Raw genomic sequence first — 24,546 nt, 5'->3', positions numbered from 1 at the left:
ATAGCAATTTTTGGTTAAAATACCTGTATGAATAAAAAAATGACAATAACTTCTATTAAAAAAGCTAAAGGTGACAGGCCTTTGGTGATGGTTACTTCGTACGATGCACTTTTTGCAAAACTATTAGCACCATACTCTGATATGATTTTAGTCGGTGATAGTTTAAATATGAGTTTTGCAGGTAAACGTGACACGTTGAGTGCTACTTTGGAACAAATGATATATCACACTAACGCAGTGTGCCAAGGTGCGCAAAGTAGTTTTATCATCTGCGATATGCCATTTGGAACCTACACAAATAAAGAAGATGCACTTAAAAATGCAATAAGAGTCTTTCAAGAAACTTCTGCAGATAGTATTAAAATAGAGGGAGGAGAAGATAAAGCTGATATTGTTTCATATCTTTGCTCAAACGGTATAGCTGTGTGTGGACATATTGGCTTACTCCCTCAAGCTGTACGTGGTGAGGGTGGCTATAAGGTTAAAGGTAAAACAGAAGAGGAGAAGCTTCAGCTTATTAAAGATGCAAGAGCAATAGAAGATGCCGGGGCATTTTGCATGGTTATAGAGGGTGTTAAAGCTGAAGTAGCTGCTGAAGTAGCTGCTTGTGTCTCTATTCCAGTTATAGGAATCGGTGCTGGTAAAGATGTTGATGGACAAGTTCTTGTTTTCTCTGATATGTTGGGACTTTTTGAAGAGTTTACACCAAAGTTTGTAAAAAAGTATATGGATGGCGCTTTTTTGGTTAAGCAAGCAATGTTAAGTTATTCCAATGATGTAAAAACTAAAGAATTTCCAAAAGAGGAACACACTTATTAATGGAAAGATTGGTTGAGATCGAGAAGTTTGAGAATGAAGAAACCATAGAAATAACTCTTCGTCCTAATGCTTGGAATGAGTATATTGGTCAAGAGCAGATTAAAAAAAATCTCGGAGTTTTTATAGAAGCCAGTAAAAAAAGAAATGAGGCTCTAGACCATGTTCTGTTTTTTGGACCTCCAGGGCTTGGAAAAACTACTTTAGCTCTAATTATTGCGAGCGAGATGAATGCAAATATTAAAGTCACTGCTGCTCCAATGATAGAAAAAAGTGGAGATTTAGCGGCTCTGCTTACAAACCTAGAAGAGGGCGATATACTTTTTATAGATGAAATTCATCGTCTCTCACCAGCAGTAGAAGAGATACTATACTCGTCAATGGAAGATTTTCGCATAGATATTATAATCGGTAGTGGACCAGCTGCTCAAACCGTTAAAATTGACTTGCCGAGATTTACTTTAATAGGCGCAACAACAAGGGCTGGGATGCTTTCAAGCCCTTTACGAGACAGATTTGGTATGAACTTTAGAATGCAGTTTTACACTCATGACGAGTTGTCAAAAATTATAACGCAAGCATCTACTAAATTAGATAAAAAGATAGTGTATGATGCCAGTATGGAAATAGCTAAAAGAAGTCGTGGAACTCCTAGAATAGCATTGCGTCTTTTAAAACGTGTTAGAGATTTTGCAGATGTTGCAAACGAGAGGGATATAAGACACTCAAGAGCAGAGTATGCATTAGAGGAGCTTGGTATAAACTCACATGGATTTGACGAAATGGATATAAGGCTCTTAAATCTTTTAGCAGGTGCAAATGGGAGAGCCATTGGACTAAGTACTATAGCAGCTGCTCTAAGTGAAGATGAGGGAACAGTTGAAGATGTTCTTGAACCTTATTTGATTGCAAACGGGTATCTAGAGAGAACAGCAAAGGGAAGAAAAGCAACAAGAAGCACATATGACATTTTGAATATTTCGTTTCCAGACCAAGAAGAGCTTTTATTTTGAAACCACAATATTTTGTAGCCATACTTTTTGCAACATCTCTTTATTGGATGTATTTATTGTATTCTCCATTTTTATTAGTTATTACAATCGCCGCACTTTTGGCAATCTCTACTTCTGATATTCAAGAGTTATTTGAACGATTATTTAAAAACAAGCTATTGGCAGCTTTGAGTTCAAGCTTTTTATTAGCTATTTTATTCTTTGCTCCACTAGGATACTTTTTAGCTACTTTAACTATAAAACTAAATTCTCTTGAGCCACAGGTATTTGATAGTATAGAATTATATATAAACAATACAATACAAAATCCACCAAAATTTTTAGCTTTTTTAAAACCATATACAGTTGAGTACTTGGAAGAGATAGATATAAACTCACTTGCATCTAATGCCATATCTATAACAGGGAAGGTTGGTGCATTCAGTGCAGGTTTCTTGAAAAATGCTTTTTTAGTGATAATTTTCTATTTTTTTGCTCAATATAATGGCTCAGCAATAGTGGAATTCCTAAAACGAGTTGTGCAGATGTCTGTTGATGAGACCACCCTTCTCTCTAAAGAACTATCATCTGTAATGAGTGTTGTATTTTACTCTATATTGATAAATGCAATGTTTCAAGGTGCACTCTTTGGCATTGTCATATCTTTTATGGGGTACAATGGACTTCTTTTTGGAATTATGTATGGATTTGCATCTCTTATTCCCGTAGTTGGGGGAACACTAATGTGGCTTCCATTTAGTATGTATGAATTTTCAACTGGAGATAATACAAATGCGGTATTCATTGCTCTATATTCTATTTTGATGATTTCAGTAGTTGCAGATACATTCATTAAGCCATTAATTATAAAAGAGATAAGTACAAGACTTTTAAAAGAGGATGATGCCAGAATGAATGAGCTTGTAATATTTTTTGCAATAATAGCTGGGCTCGCGACTTTTGGTTTTTGGGGTATGATTTTAGGACCTGCTATAACAGCTTTTTTCTTAACAATCATGAAGCTTTTTGAAGCGAGAACAAAAGAGTGTGAAGAAAAAACTCCGTAGATTTATTTTTTATATATCTCTGGATATTCACTCTTCCATCTACGATGAATCCAAAACCAAAATTTTGGCTCATCGCTGATAAGTTTAGTTAGCCAATCTGCTTGAAGTTGAGTGGCTTTTTGAATGTCAGCTGACTCATCATCGCTCTTTTCAACCACAATTTCATCAAAAAGCATAAGTGTATAGTTGTCCTCATCATCTGTGCGAATGGTTATTGGTATAATAGCAGCGTTGTATTTTCTAGCAAGATATGCCGGTGTCGAGGTTTGACGAACACTTTTACCTAAAAACATTACTTCTAACCCTTCTCTTGGATTAATAGCTGTATCTATAACTATGCCACAAGCTTCACCTTTTTTTATTAGTTTTATAAGTGGCTTTATAACATTTGCTTTTTCTAAAGACTTGTTGCCAAACTTGCCTCTTGACTCTAGTACCCACTCTTGATATTTTTCATTTTTCATTTTTTTAAAAACTGCCGTAATTGGTTCTATAAAGGCAGCGATAGATGTTCCTCCAAGTTCCCAAGCTGAATAGTGGGGAGTCACATAGATAACCGAGCGACCAGCTTCATGTGCTTTTTTAACAGATTCAATATTTTGTATCGTTATCTTGTTCTTTAAATCATCAATACTCATATGTCTAATTTCCATAAGATGCAAAAAGTTAAACAGAAGGTTTTTAAAACTGTAGCGTACTATTTCATCTTTCTCTTTTTTACTCATCTTGCCATCAAATGCAAAGTCAAGATTTTTATATGCAACATCTCTGTATCTAGAAGAAGCGTAGTAGGCAATAGTCCCTAGTGTAGAAAAAAATTTCTTTCTAAAAGTATTTGGTAAAAGCATTAAAATTTTTTCAATTAGTGTAAATAGTTTAAATCCCATCAGTTAAATAACTCCTATAGTTAATAAATGCAATTATAGCAAAATGCTTATATATAAAAAGTAACATATAATCTTCTTGTTATTAAGCCTTTGCTATAATCACGCTAATTTTAAACAAGGCAATAAAAGATGGTTGCAGCAGATATACAAAATTTTTCAGAGGGTCGTACAAAGGCTAGAGCATATTTTTGTTATCTATTTTCTAAAAATATTCCAAATAGATTGCCTTCTCTTTCTGTTGATATGATAATGCCTCGTCTTTTAAAGATAAAAGCAGATTTAGAAAATTGTGAAGGAGTTTATCTTCTTGACAAGCGTGGCGTTCAAGTTACTCCTACACACACGGCTCATAAACAGATTGAAAGTGATATTGGAAAGATAAGGGCTGACAGAGCCTATTATTACCGTGCAGTTAGAGAGGGCAGATGTACTATTACAGACCCTTACCCATCTCTTATTACGCAAGAGTTGACGGTAACTACCTCTCAACCTATTTTTGATGAAAATGGAAATCTATTATATGTGGCATGTTTTGATATGCCTCTAGATGAAGTAATAAAAATATCTCATCAAAATACGTTTGACTCATTCTTTTCGAAGTTGTTTATGTATTCTTATCTGGCCTTTTCAGTAGCACTTATAGGAATAGCAATGTTGCTTTTTTTTAAAGGGGTACAGAGCTTTTTTGAATATGAAATATCACCTTCGCACTTTGAAATAAAATATGTCTTTGAAGCAACTATTCTACTTACTTTAGCCCTTGCTATATTTGACTTGGCAAAAACATTGATAGAAGAAGAAATATTAGGAAGACATAAAGAGTATAATATTTCAGGACCGCATAAGACAATGGTTCGGTTTTTAGGCTCTATAATTATTGCTTTATCCATTGAAGCATTGATGTTAGTATTCAAATTTGCTATAACAGATCCAGAAAAGTTACTGTATTCAATGTATATAGTGGCAGGAGTAGCAATGCTACTTGTAACATTGGCAGTGTACATAAAATTTACAAAAGTGAAAAGTGAAGAATGATAGCAATAGTAGATTATAACATGGGAAATTTGGCAAGCGTGCAAAATGCATTTATAAAGTTGGGTGAAGAAACAGTTGTTGAGAGCGATCCTGCAAAGTTTAAAAATTATGATAAATTAATTCTTCCTGGTGTTGGAGCTTTTGGCGATGCAATGGAACACTTAAGAGAGCGAAACATGATTGAACCTTTACGAGAGTACGCCAAAAGTGGCAAGTACATGTTAGGCATTTGTCTTGGAATGCAGTTACTTTTTGAATCTAGTGAAGAGTTTGGTCAGCATAAAGGATTAGGCTTAATCAAAGGTAGTGTAACGGCTTTTGATGTAACTAAATTTAGCGAACCACTTAAAGTTCCACATATGGGATGGAATAGAATGTTCACCAAAGAGCATCCACTATTTGAAAATTTAGATGAAGAACATTATCTCTATTTCGTGCATACTTTTCATGTTAATTGTACAGATGAAAAGGATATCATAGGGCGAACCAACTATGGGTACGAATTTACATCAGCTGTTTCTCATTCTAACGTGATGGGAATTCAGCCTCACCCTGAAAAAAGCCATGAAAATGGTCTTAAAATATTAGAAAATTTTATTAAACTATAGGAAAATAAATATGACTTTATACCCAGCTATTGACTTAAAAGATGGAAAAGCAGTAAGACTAACAAAAGGTCTTATGGAGAGTGCAAAAGTTTACTCAGACGAACCATGGATTCTTGTGAAAAAGTTTGAAGAGATGGGTGCTGAATGGGTGCATTTAGTTGATTTAAATGGTGCATTCGCAGGTGAGCCAAAAAATCTAGAACAAATTATTAAAATTAGAGAAAACTGTAATGTAAAGCTTGAGCTAGGCGGAGGTATCCGTGATGAAGCTACAATTAAAAAAATGCTAGATATAGGGATAGATAGAATTATCCTAGGCTCTATCGCTGTTAAAGACTCTGCGTTTGTTAGAGAAATGGCAGCAAAATACCCAATAGCGGTTGGAATAGATGCAATCGATGGCTATGTAGCAGTTGAGGGCTGGGGAGAGGTAAGCACCATGAAGGCAACAGATTTAGCAAAAGAGTTTGCAAATGCTGGTGTTGAGGCAATTATTTGTACTGATGTTGGTAGAGATGGAACACTCAGCGGAGTTAATGTAGAGTTTACTGTTGACATAGCAAATGCAAGTGGAATTAGTACTATTGCTAGTGGTGGAGTTAAAGATGAGAGTGATATAGAGGCATTAATTGCAACCAATGCAGTTGATGGAGTAATCATAGGAAAAGCTTACTATGAGGGCACATTAGACCTAGCGAATATGTTTAAGCTTCTAAATTAAGCTTTACTTAATCATAATATAAATAGAATTTAGATACTATTACTTAAATAAAATTATAAATATATATAAAAGGATTTCAATTGAAATTACTTGTTGTTGATGACAGTTCCACGATGCGCCGTATAATTAAAAACACGCTAGCAAGACTTGGACATAAAGATATTCTTGAAGGTGCTGATGGTCTTGAGGGTTGGGCAGCATTGGATGCAAGTCCTGACGTACAAATGCTTATAACAGATTGGAACATGCCGGAGATGAATGGTCTTGAACTTGTTAAAAAAGTTCGCGCAGATGCACGTTTTACAGACTTGCCTATTATTATGGTAACAACTGAGGGCGGTAAAGCAGAAGTTATTACTGCATTGAAAGCCGGCGTGAATAACTATATAGTTAAACCATTTACTCCTCAAGTATTAAAAGAGAAACTAGCTGCCGTTATGGGTATCGAAGTGTAATGCAAGAGCATTACTTTGAATTAGTAGTTAAGCCCTCTTCTCATCATTCTCTTTTTTCAGATTTTTTAGCAGATACTTTACCTGTTGGTTTCGAAGAGACAGATGATAGTTTTATCATTAGAAGTGAAGATGATCTTGACACTATAGTTTGGGGACTAGAGCAGTTTACAGAGGCTTTGCAAAAAGCACTTGGTGAAAATATAGAGCTAGAATGCATTCAATCTAAACTGAAAAACAGTGATTGGGTAGAAGTTTATCAAAACAGTATTCAGCCAATACAAATTGATAAATTTTATATTCATCCAACTTGGGATGAGCCTAGCAAGGATTTAATAAATATAGTTATTGACCCTGCTTTAGCCTTTGGAACAGGTCATCACCCAACAACCGCATCATCATTAAGAGCAATAGCAAAGTATGTGAAAAAAGACAGTAAAGTCTTAGATGTTGGCTGCGGTAGTGGAATATTAGGGGTAGGGGCATTGAAGCTTGGCGCTCTAGTAGATGCATGTGACACAGATATAGTATGTGTTGATAATAGTGAATTGAATGCAAAATTAAATGAAGTTAAATTCAATAACCTTTGGGAAGGATCTTGTAGCCTTGCTAAAAGTAACTATGATGTAGTTGTTGCAAACATAGTGGCAGATGTTTTAACCTTTATAGCGAATGATTTGAAGAGTGTCCTAAAAGATGATGGAATTCTTGTTCTTTCTGGAATTTTGGATAAATATGAGAAAAAAGTTTTAAAATTTTACAAAGAATTTAATATTGTTGAAACAATAAGAGAAGATGAGTGGGTAACACTTATTTTAAAAAAAGGATAAGAATAGACATGCAAGATAATAACAAAAACAACAATTTTTTTAATAAAAACCCACTAATAACTTTTGCGATTTTTTCAGTTGTAATAATCCTTCTTTTTAAAACAATTGTTGGTGATACTCAAGGTACTAATGAAAATGTAGCTGGTGCGAGTAAACGAGCAAAAACAGTTAGTTATTCTGAATTTAAATCATTGATCTCATCTAAGCAGTTAAAGAAGGTTGATATTGGTCAAAGTTATATAAAAGCATATGGATCTGACAACTTATCGGTTTACACAACAAGAATTCTGCCTGGAGATGTGAATCTTATTGAAGAGTTAGAAAAACAAGGTGTTGAATACACTGGTTTTAGTGAAACTAATTGGTTTACTGAAATGTTTGGATGGCTTCTACCGTTTTTAATTATTATTGGTATATGGATGTTTTTTGCAGGTCGTATGCAAAAAAGTATGGGTAGTGGAATACTTGGGATGGGTAATTCTAAAAAGATGGTCAACTCTGAAAAACCAAAGACAAAATTTGATGATGTGGCTGGTGTAGAAGAGGCAAAAGAGGAAGTTCAAGAGATAGTAGATTTTCTAAAGTTCCCTGCTCGTTATGTGGAAATAGGTGCCAAAATTCCCAAAGGTGTTCTTTTAGTGGGTAGTCCCGGTACTGGTAAAACACTATTAGCAAAAGCTGTTGCAGGTGAAGCGGATGTTCCTTTTTTCTCAGTTAGCGGATCTAGTTTTATTGAGATGTTTGTTGGGGTAGGTGCAGCTCGAGTTCGTGATTTATTTGAACAAGCAAAAAAAGACGCCCCAAGTATTATATTTATAGATGAAATTGATGCTATAGGTAAAAGCCGTGCTGCTGGCGGTGTTATGGGTGGAAATGATGAGAGAGAACAAACTTTAAATCAACTACTTGCGGAGATGGATGGTTTTGGAACAGATACTCCTATTATTATTCTAGCTGCTACAAATAGACCCGAAGTACTTGATCAGGCATTGTTGCGTCCTGGTCGTTTTGATAGACAAGTTTTAGTTGATAAACCTGACTTTGAAGGACGTGTTAAAATACTAAATGTGCATGTTAAGGGCGTTAAGATGGACGATGACGTTGAGCTTAAAGAAGTAGCTCGTTTAACAGCAGGACTAGCTGGTGCTGATTTGGCAAATATTATCAATGAAGCAGCACTCTTAGCAGGTAGAAAAAGTCAAAAAACAGTAAAACAGAGTGATTTATTTGAATCAGTTGAACGTGCTTTAGCCGGACTTGCTAAAAAGTCTCGCCGTATTAATCCAAAAGAGAAGAAAATTGTTGCATATCACGAAAGTGGTCACGCCCTTCTTGCAGAAACTACCAAAGGGGCAAAAAAAGTTTCAAAAGTATCTATTGTTCCTCGTGGTTTGGCTGCGTTAGGATACACTTTAAATACTCCAGAAGAGAACAAATTTATGATGCAAAAACATGAACTCTGGGCTGAAGTTGATGTTCTTCTTGGTGGTCGTGCTGCTGAAGAGGTATTTATCGGTGAGATATCAACAGGCGCCGGAAATGACCTTGAGCGTGCAACAGATATTATAAAATCAATGGTTCAAACCTATGGTATGAGTGATGTTGCAGGACTTATGGTCTTAGAAAAAAGCAGACAATCATTTTTGGGTGGCGGAATGCAAGCTACGCGTGAATATAGTGATAAAATGGCTGAGAATATGGATGAGTTTATAAAAACATCCTTGAGAGAAAGATATGATGTAGTATTGGTTAGACTTGAAGAGTATAGAGAAGCTATTGAAGATATGGTTAAGCTATTATATAAAAAAGAGAATATTACCGGTGAAGAAGTAAGAGAAATTATTGTTTCTTTTGAAAAAAAGAATAATATTGATTCTAAAGTTACAAAAGTAGTAGATGAAATTAGAGATGAACTAGAACAAGATGCAAAAATGGCAGATGAAGCTAAAGATGCAGAAGAGAAAAGCGATGAGAAATAATCTTTTACCAATAGCAAAAGAGGGTATAAATTATATTCTTTGGGCTATTTTATCTTTTGTAGTTTTTACATTTTTAGATTTTGGTTTTTTACAACTTTGTGCCTTTTTAGTAACTTTATTTTTTGTGTTTATTTTTAGGAATCCGGAAAGAGAAAATATAATTTTTCAAGAAGGGAGTGTTGTTGCACCTGCTGATGGTGTAATATCACTAATTGAAGAGCTTAAAGATGACAAATATGCCTATAGAGTTGAAATTGAGAGTAGCTACTTTAATGTAACACTTTTGCGAGTTCCTCTTACTTCCTCACTCCGCAATATAGAAATATATAAAGGCTCTAGACTATCACCTTTCAACAATTTATCAAAAAATATCAACGAAAATGCAGTGCTTGTTTTTAGTGATAACAATAATAATAGTGTTAAAGTTGTACATAGACTAAAACAGAGTTTTATGAGTATAAAAATTGATGCAATAATAAATCAAAACCTACTTAAAGGGTCTAGATATGGGGTTATGGTTAATGGTATTACAACTATTTATTTACCTAAAAACTTTAGATTAAATGTGAATATAGGTACTGAATTAGCAGCTTCTCAAACGCTTATAGGATACTTTACAAATGATAAAAAGAATAAATAATTTTACTTTATTTTTGATGTTGCTTTTCAAAAATTAGTTTATCAACATCAATATCAAAATTAAAATATTCAGAGTTGAAGTTGTTTTTATTTACTCTTGATAGTTGAATAACAGCACCTTTATTATTTTTTGCTTCAAGATAAAGAAGACCAAGTGCATATCGACTCTCTAAAAAATTAGAGTCTTTCATTTTTGATAACTCTAGCAGAGCTATTGCATTTTCATGGTGATTGGCTGCTGTAGATGCAACAGCAGCTAAAAAGAGAGTATAAGAGTCTCTAACTTTAAGATTATCTATAAGATTATTATAAAGGGTGTATGACTCTTCGAAAGCATTGTCATACAGTGAGGCAAGGGCTAGAGAACTTGTTAACTCATGCGTCTGTTCTGTTGTTGATTCTAAGACTTGTTTTAGTTGTTTTCTTAAAAAATATAGACGGCCAGTTATCAAGTTTTGCTGAATGTAGAGATATCTTGTAATATATGGACCGTAGTATAGATCATTAAAATTAAAGTTTTGTTTTTTCAAGTAGTTAGCAACTTCATTTGAATATTTTTTTGGAGAAAGTTCGCTGAAACTTGTGTCAATATTCATTAAATGAGGTAATATCTCATCTGGGAGTAATATAGTTAGTTTTTGTGATGATTTTTTTGCAGTATCAAGATTATTTTGTTTGAGCGCTATTATAATATCTAAGGCTAAGTATAGAGGTCTTTGTTTGTAATCGTTTTTAAGCCAGTCTGCAGATTCCAATATTTTATCCTCACTAATAAATAGAAGAGTTTTATATAGATCAATATTTTCATTAATTTCTTCATTATTAAGCGATTCTTTGATTATGGAGAGTAGTTTTTTATTCTCTTTGTGAACTATTTGAGAACACATAACAGCATATACTCCGGATAAGTAGTTTTTTGCATCTAAGTGGTATGAACGTAAGAAGTGTTCATGTGCATCGGTCATATTTCCCATCTGAGCAAATGTAAGGGCTAAGTTGTAGTGTAATATTGAGTGTTTTGGCTGAATTTTTATTAGTTCAAGTAGCATGCTGTTCGCTTCTCTAATTTTATAAGAGAGTGCTTTTTTGATTGCCTTTGTTATTCCAATATTTACATTTGAAGATGAGTAGCTCTTTTTTAAATAGTCTTTTGCAGAATTAACATTATCAATAAATATATTTGCATTCCCTTTTCGAATATAACTTATTGTTTTATTTGCATTAAATATTTTATATGGAGAAAAATAAAATATTTTTTGATATGTAAGTAATTTATCGTGTAGTGTTATTTCTCTGTATCGTTTTTGAGCCTTATCAATATCAAAAAGAGACTCTTTAAGTTTTACTTTTATCGGATAAGGCTTATATGCTTCTTCTTCAAACATGTCTGTAATATTGTTTATCTCTTTGGCAGCATCTTGAACCTGTCCAGCTTTTAAGTTTACAAAGCTTAATGCTAATTGAGATTTTACAGGCTCAATATTCTTTACGATTGCATTTTTTAAATGTTTTTTTGCAAGAGTTAAATCACCAACTCTTGCATAAAGAAGTCCTAAGCTAAAATCATTTTTTATTGGCTGATTTTGCTCCATATTTTCAATTGCATCATAGTCGTTATCAAATAGAGCATTTATCTTTGTACCTAAATTATTTTGTATTTTTAAATATTCAGCAGTTGTTGGATTTTTAAGAGCACTGAGAGCTTCGAGATAGTTCTCGTTATAGTAGTTAATAAGAGCGTAATAGTATGAATAGAGAGGTGACTGCCTCTCCGCTGGCAAATATGCATATGCCAAATCAATGTAGTATCTAAAATTTTTGTTATTTTTTAGATGCAGTGAGCATACAGCTGCATTAATAGCACTGACGCATCTTTTTTCATTATTTTGTATTGCTTTTTGGAATGATTTCAAAGCTACATCATATTGCTCATCTTTAAGTTGAGCTACACCCAAATTATAAGCTGAGACTGCTTCACTGTAGAGAGCTATTTTTTCAAAAAGCGACAATGCTTCACTTTTTGATCCCGTTGAATATAAATAGTTTGCTTTTGCAATCATATTTTCTATTTTAGTAGGTTCTACTGGCTTTTTAGATTCATCTTCTAGTTTATTTTCTATGTATTTCATGGATACATCATCATATTTTTTTGATGATTTTGATAATATAAGTGAAGTAATTAATACAATCAAAATAAGTATAAACACTCCAGCAGCGATGAGAAGAAGTTTATTGTTTTTTGAAGAGCTCTCCCCTATAATATCATTAGTATGAAGACTTTTTACATAAGCAGCATCACTATCTTCAATAATGATTATACTTTCTTCTACTCCCTCTGCTGCCATTATATGCCTTAGTATTTTAGTCTCTTTAAGCAAAAAAAGTTCCAATAAACCGATACGGAGCCTTGTTGATATATGCTAGTTAAATGATTTGAGATATAATAAACATTAACAAGATAATATTTTTCAAAAAAAAGCGGTATTAATGCAAAATAGTTACAAAAGAGTAGATGCTCATCTTTCAAGCCTTGGGTATTGCTCAAGAAGTGAAGCTAAAAAATTTCTAAAAATATTTCGAGTTTGTGTCAATGGAGTGAGAGTTTTTGATACAAATAAGAAGGTTTATCATAATGATGTGACAATAAATGAAAAAGTACTTGACCCTGAGTCTTTAATTATTTTGATGAATAAGCCAAGTGGTGCGATTTGTTCTCATGATGACAAAGGCTCTCTTATATACTCCATTCTACCTGATCGTTGGCAAAGAAGAAATCCAAAAATTTCAACAATTGGAAGGCTAGACGGTGACACAACAGGTGCTATTTTACTTACAGATGATGGAGTTCTAAACCATCGCCTTACCAGTCCAAAAAGTGATGTGTCAAAACTATATAAAGTGACACTTTTCAATCCAATACGAGGTGATGAAGAGGAAATATTTGCAAGCGGGACACTTCTTTTAAGTGGTGAAAAAAAACCACTGCTTCCTGCAAAAATGAAGATTATAAGCGAAACCGTAGTCCACCTAGAAATAAGTGAGGGGCGTTATCATCAAGTGAAACGTATGTTTGGAGCTGTTGGTAATAAGGTGGTAGCACTTCATAGAGTAGGATTTGGGAAATACAACGTTGAGGGTATTGAACTCGGTGAGTATAAAATTCTAGATTCTCAATAAAGTTTTTATTTAATATGATATAATTTTATCTAACCTAATATAATCTTAAGAGGAATTTGAAATGAAAAAAATTATCATAGTAATAGTTACTTTAACCGCGACAACAGCTTTAATCGCTGGCGTGAACAGTGAAGCTTGTACAGGTTGTCATGGGGCTGACTGGAGCAAATCTGCTCTTAATAAGTCAAAAGTTGTTTCTGATATGACTCATGCGGATATTTCTACTGCGCTTAAAGGGTATAAAGCTGGCACGTATGGAAGACCAATGAATATGATGCAAGGCCAAGTTGCAAAATACTCTGATGCTGAATTAGAGACTTTCGCACAAACTATTGGTAAATAGTAATTTTGGAGCAATAATGCTTCTATCTTAGTTTTAAAAGTTTTACATCATTACTGCAAGTGTGCTACCAATATCTAAAGAAGAGTTGCTAAGTGCATGTGTGAAAGAGTTTTTACCGCCATATTTAAAACGGATTTTTAAACGTCTTTCTTGAAATTTGCTTGTGTATTAGAGAGAATGAATTTTATGGTTAAAATTTTGGCTCTGTAGTCACGGCCTTATTTCTACTAATAATATGCTACTGTAAAAATTATAAAAGGAAAAATTATGAAAAATGTTTTAATTATAAATGGACATCAAAGATATGATCAAGTTGCAGAGGGAAATTTAACAAAGATGTACATTGCATCTGCATCTGAGTTCTTTAAGAAAAACAACTTTAACCTGAAGCATAGTGTAGTAGAGAGTGATTATAATATAAAAGATGAAGTTGAAAAGTTTGTTTGGGCTGATTATATCCTACTCCAATATCCTGTCTACTGGATGGGTGTTCCTTGGATTACAAAAAAATATATAGATGAAGTTTTTTCTGCCGGTGATCATAATGGTTTATATATAAATGATGGAAGAAGTAGAAGTGATGCGACAAAGCGCTATGGTAGTGGGGGCCTTATGCAAGGTACAAAGTATATGATTTCACTTACTTACAATTGTCCAGCTAGTGAATTTTCCGCTAAGGATGGTTTTTTTGACGGCTTATCATTAGATGAAGCGAATATAGCTACGCATAAAACATTTCAGTTTTGTGGGGCTGAGCCTCTAGAGACATACTCTGTTCATGATATATTTAAAGGTGATTTGGACATGAACAGTGAGCTAGAGAAGTTTGCAAAAGTGTTAGAGAAAAATTTTATTTAATTGAGACCTCTGATTAATTAATAAACTAGATTCCAAGTCAAGCTTGGAATGACGATATTTTCATCATTGTAGATTTTCTTTAGAATTTAGTTACTAAGTATTATCACTGCGAAATAAAAAGATACAAAGGGAAGTGATGAGTAAAAATGCAGAACTAATAGCAGATGGTCTTGACTGTTTTGCAGAAGATTTTGAGAAGGTTTCCCTTCATGGAGAAACTATAAAAAATGCAGAATTTGAAGAATGTACGTTTGTCTCATGTGATTTTAGTGAGACTCTTTTTCGTTCGTGCCGCTTTATAGATTGTCGGTTTGAAAACTGTAATCTGAGCCTGATGAAGCTTACTGACTCTAAGGTAAGTGGGTGTGAGTTCATCTCATCTAAGTTGATAGGCATTGATTGGACTATGTGTGATTGGAAAAGTTTGTTGAGTAATGAACCGATGAAGTTTAAGCAGTGTATATTAAATGATAGCAACTTCTATGGACTCTTACAAGATAGGATTGAGATAAGAGAGTGTAGTGCAAAAGATCTTGATTTTCGTTCTGGATCATTTAAAAATGCGGACTTTAGAGGGAGTGACTTCAAAGGAGCGCTCTTTGGTGATACTCATTTAGAATACGCAAATTTCACAGACGCAAGTAATACGAATATAGACCTAAAAAACAACTATATAAAAGGTGCTGTATTTAATCGTTATGAAGCGCTTTATATGCTTGAGAGTATGGGGATTGTTTTGGTTGACTAAATATGACTTTTGATAGGCAGTTTTTTATAAAGTAGCTGCCTATTTATTGAAGTTACATCCCTAAATAAGGTTTTAAAACTTCTGGAATAGTAATACTTCCATCTTCATTTTGATTGTTTTCCATAATAGCTACAAGAGTACGACCAACAGCTAAAGAAGAGCCGTTTAGTGTATGTACGAAAGAGTTTTTACCGCCATCTTTAAAACGGATTTTTGCACGTCTTGCTTGAAACTCTCTAGTGTTTGAGATAGAAGAGATTTCACGGTAAGTTGCTTGACCTGGTAACCAAACCTCTATATCTACTGTATTAGCTGCGCTAAAACCTAAATCTCCTGTACAAAGAGTTACAAGACGGTGAGGAAGTTCAAGTGCAGTCAAGATATCAGATGCACATGTAACCATCTCATCAAATATTTCATCACTTTGTTCAGGTTTTGCCAGAGAAACAAGTTCTACTTTGTGAAATTGATGCTGTCTAATCATCCCTCTTGTATCACGCCCGGCAGCTCCAGCCTCTTTTCTAAAGCACGAGGTATAAGCTGTCATTTTTATAGGTAGTTTGTCTTCAGGAAGTATCTCATCTTGGTAGAGGTTAGTTACTGGAACTTCTGCTGTAGGAATTAAAAATAGTTCTAAAGAGTCAATTTTATACAAATCATCTTCAAACTTAGGAAGTTGCCCTGTCCCCTCTAGAGCAGTTCTGTTTACAAGTGCTGGAACACTGACCTCTTCAAAGCCTCTTTGGCGATTAAAGTCAAGCATAAAGTTTATAAGTGCACGCTCTAATCTCGCCCCCATACCAAAGCTTACACTAAAACGGCTAGTCGCAAGTTTTACACCACGCTCAAAGTCTATCCAGCCATTTTGCTCAGCTAACTCCCAATGCTCTTTAGGGGTAAAGCTAAACTCTTTTGGAATTAAAACTTTTCTAATTTCTACATTGTCATTTTCATCAGCACCATCTGGAACTTTGTCATCTGGTATATTTGGAATACTCATGGCAAGAGTCTCTAAATCTTCTTGTTTTACTCTTTGAATATCTAACGCCTCAGTTATTTTTATTTTATTTGCATCAACTTTAGCCTTAAGTTCGCTAACGTCTTTACCTTCTCGTTTGTAAACTCCAAACTCTTTGCTCATGCTGTTTTGTAATGCTTGAAGAGTTTCAAATTCAGATTTAGCTAACTTCAGTTCCTCATTTTTAGTTTTTAAATTTTCAATAAGTTTAGCATCAACGCCCTTGCGCATTAACTTCGTACTAACGCCATCAAAATCTTTTTGTAATAGTTTTAAATCAATCATTGTTTTCCCATAAAATAAGTAGTGTGATTATATCAAAATATAATAAAGCAAAGCTAGTAAGTAAATTTTAAATATATTGTGCTGTAATATGATAAAATACAATATAAATACCAAGATAATTGAGAGACATTGAAATGCATTTAAAACAAGAGCTATTTAATGGTGAGCTCATACTTGATTCACTTGAGCAAAATATTTTTGTAAAAGATGTCAACTCTGTATACATTTTTGCAAATAATACTTATGCCAAATTACTTGGTAAGAAGCCTTCTCAAATAGTAGGTAAAAATGATTTAGATTTATTTCCTAAAGAGATTGCCCAAAAATATAGAGATGATGATACCATTGTTATACAAAGCGCACAAGTTATAGATATAGAAGAAGATATTATAGTCGGTAATAAAAAAAGAGTAATAAGAACTATAAAAAAACCAATCTACTCTAATGGTGAAATTGTTGCAGTTGTGGGTATTTTTTGGGATATAACAAATGAAAAATTAGAAGAAAAGAAGTATGAAAAACTTCAATCAGGACTTATGCAGGCGCAATCTCTGGCAAATATTGGGCATTGGGAATTAGATTTAGTAACAAATAGTCTGTATTGGTCCGATGAGGTTTACCGTATTTTTGGTCTTAAGCCTCAGGAATTTGGTGCCACATATGAAGCATTTTTAAAACATATTCATCCAGATGATATTGATTTGGTTAACAATAGTTATATGAACTCGCTAGAAGCAAGGATTGGATACCACGTTGAGCACCGTATTGTTCGCGAGAACGGAGAGATAGGGTATGTTGAAGAGACATGTGAACATGAGTTTGACGCTGATGGGAATCCGGTTAGATCTATAGGCACAGTACATGATATAACTAAACAAAAAGTTGTACAAAATGAACTTCTTTTAGCTTCTACAGTTTTTGAAAAAATGAATGACGGTGTACTTATTACTGATTCACAGCAACGTATTTTGGCTATAAATAAAGCGTTTAATAAGATATCTGGATATACACTTGAAGATGTTAAGGGCAAAAGACCTGCTATGTTAAGTTCTGGTTGGCATGACAATATTTTTTATAAATCAGTATGGGATGCTATTATTAGCAAAGGTCAATGGAGAGGTGAAATTATTGACCGTAAAAAAGATGGGGAACTATATACGGCAGAGCTTAGTATAATTGCTTTGTATAATGATGATGGTATATTGACAAATTATATATCTATTACTAACGATATTAGTGCTAAAAAACAGCAAGAAAAATTAATACATAACCTTGCATACTATGATTATCTAACAGATTTACCAAACAGAGTGTTGTTTGAAGAGCGTTTTGTTAGCAGATTGTCTGCAGCGAAGCGTAGTGGCAAAAAAATGGCCATACTCTTTATAGATATGGATAATTTCAAAAATATAAATGATACACTTGGACACCTTGTTGGTGATAAATTCCTTATAGAAGTGGCAAAATCTATAAAGGCTCTTCTTAGAGAACAAGATACCTTTTCGCGTTTAGGTGGAGATGAATTTACAATTCTTATAGAGGATGTGGATTCTATTATTGATATAGTTCCAGTTGTTAAGAGGATAGTTAATACATTTCATACTCCAGTTGAGATAGAGGATAAAAAACTGTATTCCGGTGTTAGTATGGGGATAAGTGTCTTCCCTGATGATGGTGAGACATATGAAGCGCTTATAAAAGCAGCTGATACAGCCATGTATCATGTAAAAGAGTCAGGAAAGAATGGCTACCAGTTTTTTGCTCAATCTATGAATGATAAGATAACAGAGCGTGTATTTTTAGAAAATAATCTGCGTAATGCAATTAGTAAAGATGAGTTTTTTTTGGTATACCAGCCAAAAGTAAACCTTGAAACAAGGTCTGTATATGGGATGGAAGCACTGATTCGTTGGAATCATGGAGAGTCTGGTCTTATACGACCTGATAAATTTATACATGTGTCTGAGGAGACAGGACAGATACTGGAAATAGGCTTATGGGTGGCAAAACAGGCATTTATAGATACTAAGATACTTCATGACGAAGGGAATATGTTAACTGTATCTATTAATGTTTCTAGTAAGCAGTTAGAAGATGAATCTTTTGTTGATGATATCTGCACTCTTGTTCAAGACACCGGTATTGAAATAAGTTATGTTGAGTTAGAGATAACCGAGAGCCATATTATGAATAATGTCGACAAAGCATTAGCAATATTAAATAGGTTGCATAAAAAAGGTTTTAAACTCTCTATTGATGATTTTGGAACAGGTTATTCATCACTGAGTTATCTTAAGAAACTACCAGTACAAACTATAAAAATAGATCGTAGTTTTGTGCTTGATATTGATAAAGATGAGGATGATAGAGTTATTGTTGCCACAGTAATAGCAATGGCTAGGTCTTTAGGAAAGGATGTAATTGCTGAGGGTTCGGAAACCAAAGAGCATATTGACACTCTAAAACTTTTGCACTGTCATAAGATACAAGGGTACTATTTTAGTAAACCGATAAAAATAGATGCTTTTAGAGAGTTTATACGTGATTTTAAAGGTGAGGGCAAATCAGCTTAATAAATCTTTTGCCAGTGTAAACTGATTCGCCGTCATTAGATGGATTTTAGGATGAAGTTTTTTTACATCATCAAAAAGTTTTTTGCTAAGTTCAAATCCAACTTTGTACTCTTCATCAGCACCTTTTAGATTGGCTTCTCTAAGTGCTTCTAACCAAGAGTTTGGAACATTTATTCCAGGTACGTGAGCAGATAGAAATTGAGCAGTACGGAGCTTAGTTATAGGGAATAGACCAATAATAAGTTCCCCTTTTTTATCTTCGCTGCAACACTCAGCATTTGCTGCATCGCGAAGTTCTAAAAGCTGTATGGCATTTTGCACGTCATAAACAGGCTGGGTGATAATTCCAATTGCTCCATGTTTTATCTTTTTTTGTATTTTCTTTTGAAGTGTTTTTGGATTTTTTGCATAAGAGTTGACCACAGCAAAAGGGTAGAGTGTTTTAGGTTTTACAGCAAGTGGCTTTCCGGCATAGTTCATGCCAGAGTTAAAAGCAGAGATAATATCTAGTAAAAGAGAACTGTCCCCCTCAAATACACCCTTTGCATGTGGCTGGTCAGATATCGTTGCCGGGTCGCCTGTAAGTGCCAAAATAGCTCTAATATCTACTTCATTCGCACCAAGCAGGTCAGATTGCAATGCTATTTTATTTCTATCACGCATGCTCATGGTCGCTATAACTGGTTTATTAAATCTGTCTTGCAATATTTTTGCTGCAAAAAGAGCGTTGTATTTTAGTTTTGCCAGCGGATTGTCAGTGGTAGTAAACCCATCTACTAGCTTATCGAGTCCCAGCTCTGCAATCTTATCTACTGTTGGAGTGAAAACAGGGGAGTGACCGGGTGTGGTTTCCAAGGTAATATATGTATCGTTTTTTAATTTATTTATCAGTTCATCAAACAAAAAAAGTCCTGCTTTGTAGTATTGTTAGTCGCGCTAATAAATCAAATGTAACTAAGTTTTTAGTTAGCGGTGCTATAATTGCGACATTATAACTAAAGAGAGAAAAATATATGTTAAAACTGGCTGTTTTTGATTTTGATTCTACGCTTATGGATGGCGAGACAATAGATTTTTTTGCTGAGGAGCTCGGACTTGGTGAAAAGGTTAGTAAAATAACTGAAGCGGCAATGAGTGGCGAGTTGGATTTTTTTGAATCACTTCAGCAAAGAGTTAGTCTTTTAAAAGGTCTTGACTTTAGTATTGTTGAAAAGATAAGTCATAATCTTCCTTACATGCCAGGTGCTAAAGAGACAATAGCAGAGCTTAAAAAAAGAGGTATGACAGTAGTGTGTTTTAGTGGCGGTTTTAGGACTGCAACTACCTACGCTAAGGATATTTTGGGTTATGATGCCGACTTTTCAAATGCGCTACATGTAAAAGATGGAAAGCTTACAGGACTTGTCGGTGGTGACATGATGTTTAACTTCTCAAAGGGTGACATGTTGGTAAGACTTCAAAACATTCTTGGAGTTAGCGAAGATGAGACGCTTGTGTGTGGTGATGGAGCAAATGATTTATCTATGTTTGCTCACGCTGGAACTAGAGTAGCTTTTTGTGCTAGAGATATCCTGAAAAAAGAAGCAAATATTATAATAGAGACAAAAGATTTAACACAAATATTAAAAGAGTTGGACTAACTTTTTTTGACGAAGCCAAAGCTTCAGTAACAGAATACAATCAGGACTTAGTCCCTTTGTATAAGAAATAATAATAGGAAAATATAATGCTTGAAAACAGTATCTGGAGACAGTATAACGGTGAGAACAGTTTTAGAGAAAAATTGGCAGAATTTTGTAAAATGTCTGCAGTAGATCTTATTGAGGATGACAAAGCACTTTATGCGGTAATAAAGGCAAAGCTTACTAAAAAAGAATTAAGACTTTTCGCAATGGATAGTGCAGGATTAGGTAATGATGAACTGAAATCTACTTTTGCATACAGTGATGAAGAGTTAGAACAAGCTAAATTTAAACTTTACAAAAAGCTAAAACAGGACAAAGTTCGTCTAGATTTTAGAGCTTCAACAATAGAAGACTAAACTACTTTAGAATAATCTTGAAGGAGACTCTTCTTGATTTTTCTTTATCTTCTTTTTCATCAAACATTACTCTCTTTGAATAGCTAAGCCCACTACCTTTAATTATACTTGATAGCCAGTTTTGAGTCTCTATGTCTTGATTTTTAAACATGTAGGCAAGAGTGTGATATGAGCGATTCATTGATAACTTTTCATTTAGCAAATAGTTGCTTGTAAAGTTTGTTTCTGCCCATTCGCTTGATGTATGACCATTAATCTCTAATGTATTAATAAACACTTTGTGAGCATATAAAAAAGGAAAAAGTTTTTTAGCAAATATATTTAAAAATTTTTCTTGATCTTCAGTTAGTATATATTGTGCGGTTTTAAAATATAAATTTTTATCAATAAACCTAATTGATAAATCTTCTTTAATAGTTAGTTTGTGGGATTTAATCTCATCTTTGAATACTCTACATAACTCTTTATAAAAATCAGTTACTTTAGGTGCGATTTGAGCTATTGAAATATCTTTGTTGAGCTTTACTAGCCACATGTTAGACTCTTGAGACTCTTTATCTGTATGTACTCCAACGGCAACAGCTTGAGAGTTATGCAAGATTTTAACCGCACTAAACTCATCGTAGTTCTCTTCACCGAAGTGCTCTTGCTGGAGCATATTAAACTCGCTATCTAAAAGCATTGCTAGACCATCTCTGTTATATGTATCACTTACATATCCAACCCCAATTAGTTTCGAGTCCGAATACTCTTTTATATCTCTTAGTGCACTAGCATATGTTGTATGGATTGTTTTGTCAAGTAAAATATTTTTTTGTATATCAAATTTTATAAGCCTTATCTGCTGTTTATGCATCTCATCTTCTTGACTCAAAGATACAACAAAGTTATTGTTTTTGAGTTTAATAATTTTGTATGGAGTAGTAAGCTTTTCATTTTTGTAATGATGTAGCCAGGTTTTATCCCCATTCTCTGTTAATCTCATAATAGAGATGTTTTTGAATCTATCATAATTTGTTTGACTCAAAACAACAATAGAGCCGTCATTAGCTTCTACCGCGTCCACTCCTTTATCATCATGCTCAGTCCCAAATTTCTTGCTCCAGAGCTTGGCACCGTCTTTTGAAAATCTACTTATAAATATATCATTAAGACCAAGTCCACTCTCAAAGAGTTTGTCATTTTGTGATCTTGTTGTTGCTGAAGAGCCGATAGCCAGAACACCACCGTCTTTAAGCAATACAAGATTACTCATTTTGTCATAATTGCTTGTCCCAAATACTTTTGTAAAAATAGTATTGCCATTTTGGTCAAGTTTGAGAATTAATAATGAGCCATCAAGCGTGTAACCGCCTATATAGTGCCCATCTTCTGGTGTTTTAAGTATTGAAACAGGTTCGTTGAAATTTTGAAGCTTTACAGACTTTCTCAGTGTGATATTCGCCTGATTATCAACTTTTACTAAATGTATTTGAGAGCCATGAGTATTTGAGATAGATGATAAATAATCAAATGCATTAGTGTATGTAGTCCCCTTTTTTGAGGTAATATTGTTTTGTGTTTTTACGAATCCTACAGCACTAACGGTGCGGTCATGATTCTCTGTTACATCAAGTAGAGAATTATTGAATGGCTCATCTATGACTACAGAGAACTCTTTTGCTTTTGCATATATGGAGGTTACGAGTAGGATAATTGTTAAAATATAGTGCATGTGAGTACTTTTTTACTATTCTGATAGCAAAAAATATTCCTAAATCAATAGTAAGTGACCAAGAGCAGAGAAAAACCTCTGCATACGAAGATATAGACTTGATATCTTCGAAGTTGCTAAGTTGTTCTCTTTACTTCATATATATCTTTTCTTCTATCTTTTAAGTTTTTGACACTTCCAAATTCATGTAGCTCCGTTAAAAGGTCTATGTCAACATCGGCTATTAAAACCATTTCCGTATTTGGCGTAGCTTCCGCTTTTATCCCATTTGTTGGAAAAGCAAAATCACAAGGAGTAAAGACCATAGACTGAGCGAACTGCATATCCATATTGTGTACATTAGGTAGATTCCCCACGCTTCCTGCAATAGCAACATAACATTCATTCTCAATAGCTCTTGCCTGGGAGCAATGTCTTACTCTTGAATAGCCGTTTTGTGTGTCTGTTAAAAAAGGGACAAATAATATGTCCATTCCATCTTCTGCAAGGAGTCTGCTGAGCTCAGGAAATTCAGAATCGTAACAGATTAGCACCCCGATTTTTCCACAGTCCGTATCAAAAGTTTTTATCTCATGACCACCCTGCATCCCCCATATTTTTACCTCATCCGGTGTTACATGTATTTTCTCGTAACGATCAATTGTCCCATCGCGTCTGCATAAATAACCGACATTGTATAAGTGACCATCTTTTATCTCAGGCATACTTCCAGAGATAATGTTAATGTTGTATGATATAGCAAACTCTGAAAATTTTTGAATAATATCATGTGTGTGTTTCGCCAATTCTCGAATTGCTGCAGGCTCTGAGAGGTGATTGTTCTCAGCCATCAAAGGTGCATTGAAAAATTCCGGAAACAACGCAAAATCTGAACGATATCCTGAAACAGTATCTATGAAATATTCAGCTTGCTGAATTAACTCTGCTAGATTTTTATAAGGTCTCATTTGCCATTGAATCAAGCCCAAGCGAACTATTTTTTTCTTTGCTGACGTTATCTTACTTGGTTTTTCATAATAGATATTATCCCATTCTAGTAAAACTGCAAACTCACCAGATGCTTGATCCACTTCTAAATACCCTTTTAATATTTTTGATGGGTGAAAATCATTTGATATTTGAAAATTGAGTACAGGATCGTGAATCTCCTTTCTTTTTACCTTTTCAATATACTCTTTTGGTGAAAATTCATTTTCATATTTGTGATAGTTTGGAATTCTACCACCAAAAGCAATCCCTTTAAGATTTAACTTTTCACATAACTCTTTTCTGTAATCGTACAAACGCCTTCCTAGTCTAAGACCCCTAAATTTAGGTTTGACAAAGACATCAATTCCGTAAAGTATATCTCCCTTGTCTGTATGCGTATCAAAAGTATAGTTACCTGTTATTTCTTGATATGTGTGATGATTTGCAAATTCATCATACTTTACTATAATTGATAATGCACATCCGGCTATTTCACCATCAATTTTTATAATAATCTGACCCTCTGGAAATTTATCAATCAATGATTTAAATTGATGCTCTTTCCAATAAGCGTCGGGCATAGTCTCATATGATAAGAGCATAACCTCTTTTAACTCTTGATAATCATCCATGCTTAGATATTTTAACTCAATGTTTTCTTTTATCTGCGTTTCCATATGTCTCCAACTATTTCTACAAATTTTCATTATTTTAAAGTTTAAAGATAAGTCAATATATAAATTTTTTGACTAAGGATTATAGCTTAATAACGTTATAAGATAGATGATTTGCAA

General features: G+C 34.0%; 23 protein-coding genes. 17 read left to right on the top strand and 6 right to left on the bottom strand.

Translation table 11 applies throughout. From position 1 onward, the window contains the following. The first annotated feature begins 27 nt into the window (after window positions 1-27). Genes panB through HUE88_RS10300 form a run of 3 tightly spaced genes read left to right on the top strand, consistent with a single transcriptional unit; the run spans window position 28 to window position 2,875 of the window. Window positions 28-819: a 3-methyl-2-oxobutanoate hydroxymethyltransferase gene (panB, locus tag HUE88_RS10310; RefSeq protein ID WP_194368754.1), complete on the top strand. Its 792-nt coding sequence runs from the start codon at window positions 28-30 to the stop codon at window positions 817-819. Further along, window positions 819-1,829 (top strand): Holliday junction branch migration DNA helicase RuvB, encoded by a 1,011-nt coding sequence (gene ruvB / locus HUE88_RS10305; protein ID WP_194368752.1) that lies wholly within the window; start codon window positions 819-821, stop codon window positions 1,827-1,829. The genes panB and ruvB overlap by 1 nt, the downstream gene beginning before the upstream one ends. Continuing rightward, a complete protein-coding gene (locus HUE88_RS10300) occupies window positions 1,826-2,875 on the top strand; it encodes an AI-2E family transporter (RefSeq protein WP_194368750.1) in 1,050 nt (349 codons plus the stop codon). Before ruvB ends, HUE88_RS10300 begins: the two co-directional genes overlap by 4 nt. A gap of 2 nt (window positions 2,876-2,877) precedes the next feature. On the opposite strand, the gene HUE88_RS10295 is transcribed toward HUE88_RS10300, so the two are convergent. Further along, window positions 2,878-3,762 (bottom strand): lipid A biosynthesis lauroyl acyltransferase, encoded by an 885-nt coding sequence (locus HUE88_RS10295; RefSeq protein WP_194368748.1) that lies wholly within the window; start codon window positions 3,760-3,762, stop codon window positions 2,878-2,880. A 129-nt stretch (window positions 3,763-3,891) separates the two neighbouring features. Between HUE88_RS10295 and HUE88_RS10290 the strand changes: the two genes are divergently transcribed. From HUE88_RS10290 to HUE88_RS10260, 7 genes are all read left to right on the top strand, one after another. Continuing rightward, on the top strand, window positions 3,892-4,797 hold the full coding sequence (locus tag HUE88_RS10290) for a PDC sensor domain-containing protein (RefSeq protein WP_194368746.1): 906 nt from the start codon (window positions 3,892-3,894) through the stop codon (window positions 4,795-4,797). Then, a complete protein-coding gene (hisH, locus tag HUE88_RS10285) occupies window positions 4,794-5,405 on the top strand; it encodes an imidazole glycerol phosphate synthase subunit HisH (protein WP_194368744.1) in 612 nt (203 codons plus the stop codon). Before HUE88_RS10290 ends, hisH begins: the two co-directional genes overlap by 4 nt. A 10-nt stretch (window positions 5,406-5,415) precedes the next feature. Then, the gene (gene hisA, locus HUE88_RS10280) at window positions 5,416-6,126 is read left to right on the top strand and encodes a 1-(5-phosphoribosyl)-5-[(5-phosphoribosylamino)methylideneamino]imidazole-4-carboxamide isomerase (RefSeq protein WP_194368742.1); all 711 of its coding nucleotides are present in this window, start codon (window positions 5,416-5,418) and stop codon (window positions 6,124-6,126) included. Window positions 6,127-6,206: 80 nt separating this feature from the next. Then, window positions 6,207-6,581 carry a response regulator gene (locus HUE88_RS10275; protein WP_194368739.1) on the top strand — a complete coding sequence of 125 codons (375 nt, stop codon included), beginning with the start codon at window positions 6,207-6,209 and terminating at the stop codon, window positions 6,579-6,581. Further along, window positions 6,581-7,408: a 50S ribosomal protein L11 methyltransferase gene (locus HUE88_RS10270; RefSeq protein WP_194368737.1), complete on the top strand. Its 828-nt coding sequence runs from the start codon at window positions 6,581-6,583 to the stop codon at window positions 7,406-7,408. Before HUE88_RS10275 ends, HUE88_RS10270 begins: the two co-directional genes overlap by 1 nt. Before the next feature lie 8 nt (window positions 7,409-7,416). Then, on the top strand, window positions 7,417-9,387 hold the full coding sequence (gene ftsH / locus HUE88_RS10265) for an ATP-dependent zinc metalloprotease FtsH (RefSeq protein ID WP_194368735.1): 1,971 nt from the start codon (window positions 7,417-7,419) through the stop codon (window positions 9,385-9,387). Next, entirely contained in the window at window positions 9,359-10,027 is a 669-nt protein-coding gene (locus HUE88_RS10260; protein ID WP_229860067.1) for a phosphatidylserine decarboxylase, read from the top strand. Before ftsH ends, HUE88_RS10260 begins: the two co-directional genes overlap by 29 nt. Window positions 10,028-10,034: 7 nt before the next feature. Here the strand turns inward: HUE88_RS10260 and HUE88_RS10255 are convergent, their stop codons facing one another. Beyond that, window positions 10,035-12,371: a tetratricopeptide repeat protein gene (locus HUE88_RS10255; RefSeq protein WP_194368733.1), complete on the bottom strand. Its 2,337-nt coding sequence runs from the start codon at window positions 12,369-12,371 to the stop codon at window positions 10,035-10,037. A 142-nt stretch (window positions 12,372-12,513) separates the two neighbouring features. Here HUE88_RS10255 and HUE88_RS10250 point away from each other — a divergent pair, with 142 nt between their 5' ends. The 4 genes from HUE88_RS10250 (at window position 12,514) to HUE88_RS10235 (ending at window position 15,152) form a co-directional block, all read left to right on the top strand. Next, complete coding sequence (locus tag HUE88_RS10250) at window positions 12,514-13,203, top strand: pseudouridine synthase (protein ID WP_194368731.1); 690 nt, start codon at window positions 12,514-12,516, stop codon at window positions 13,201-13,203. 61 nt (window positions 13,204-13,264) lie between these two features. After that, window positions 13,265-13,546 (top strand): c-type cytochrome, encoded by a 282-nt coding sequence (locus HUE88_RS10245; RefSeq protein WP_194368729.1) that lies wholly within the window; start codon window positions 13,265-13,267, stop codon window positions 13,544-13,546. A 267-nt stretch (window positions 13,547-13,813) separates the two neighbouring features. After that, complete coding sequence (locus HUE88_RS10240; protein WP_194368727.1) at window positions 13,814-14,404, top strand: NAD(P)H-dependent oxidoreductase; 591 nt, start codon at window positions 13,814-13,816, stop codon at window positions 14,402-14,404. 136 nt (window positions 14,405-14,540) lie between these two features. After that, window positions 14,541-15,152 carry a pentapeptide repeat-containing protein gene (locus tag HUE88_RS10235; RefSeq protein ID WP_194368725.1) on the top strand — a complete coding sequence of 204 codons (612 nt, stop codon included), beginning with the start codon at window positions 14,541-14,543 and terminating at the stop codon, window positions 15,150-15,152. Window positions 15,153-15,204: 52 nt separating this feature from the next. On the opposite strand, the gene serS is transcribed toward HUE88_RS10235, so the two are convergent. After that, window positions 15,205-16,455: a serine--tRNA ligase gene (gene serS, locus HUE88_RS10230; protein ID WP_194368723.1), complete on the bottom strand. Its 1,251-nt coding sequence runs from the start codon at window positions 16,453-16,455 to the stop codon at window positions 15,205-15,207. Window positions 16,456-16,589: 134 nt separating this feature from the next. Here serS and HUE88_RS10225 point away from each other — a divergent pair, with 134 nt between their 5' ends. Then, window positions 16,590-19,028, top strand: a complete 2,439-nt coding sequence (locus HUE88_RS10225) for a sensor domain-containing protein (RefSeq protein ID WP_194368721.1) — start codon at window positions 16,590-16,592, stop codon at window positions 19,026-19,028. On the opposite strand, the gene HUE88_RS10220 is transcribed toward HUE88_RS10225, so the two are convergent. Further along, window positions 19,020-19,931, bottom strand: a complete 912-nt coding sequence (locus HUE88_RS10220) for a methylenetetrahydrofolate reductase (protein WP_194368719.1) — start codon at window positions 19,929-19,931, stop codon at window positions 19,020-19,022. The genes HUE88_RS10225 and HUE88_RS10220 overlap by 9 nt on opposite strands. 110 nt (window positions 19,932-20,041) lie before the next feature. Between HUE88_RS10220 and serB the strand changes: the two genes are divergently transcribed. Further along, window positions 20,042-20,668 (top strand): phosphoserine phosphatase SerB, encoded by a 627-nt coding sequence (gene serB, locus HUE88_RS10215; protein ID WP_194368717.1) that lies wholly within the window; start codon window positions 20,042-20,044, stop codon window positions 20,666-20,668. A gap of 86 nt (window positions 20,669-20,754) precedes the next feature. After that, a complete protein-coding gene (locus HUE88_RS10210) occupies window positions 20,755-21,069 on the top strand; it encodes a hypothetical protein (RefSeq protein WP_194368715.1) in 315 nt (104 codons plus the stop codon). A gap of 1 nt (window position 21,070) precedes the next feature. On the opposite strand, the gene HUE88_RS10205 is transcribed toward HUE88_RS10210, so the two are convergent. Then, complete coding sequence (locus HUE88_RS10205; protein ID WP_194368713.1) at window positions 21,071-22,783, bottom strand: hypothetical protein; 1,713 nt, start codon at window positions 22,781-22,783, stop codon at window positions 21,071-21,073. Between the two features lie 116 nt (window positions 22,784-22,899). Beyond that, window positions 22,900-24,429: a carbon-nitrogen hydrolase family protein gene (locus HUE88_RS10200; protein WP_194368711.1), complete on the bottom strand. Its 1,530-nt coding sequence runs from the start codon at window positions 24,427-24,429 to the stop codon at window positions 22,900-22,902. Window positions 24,430-24,546: the final 117 nt, after the last annotated feature.

Origin of the sequence: Candidatus Sulfurimonas baltica, assembly GCF_015265455.1 — a bacterium.
GTDB lineage: Bacteria > Campylobacterota > Campylobacteria > Campylobacterales > Sulfurimonadaceae > Sulfurimonas > Sulfurimonas baltica.
This window is presented reverse-complemented; position numbering and strand designations above follow the sequence as displayed.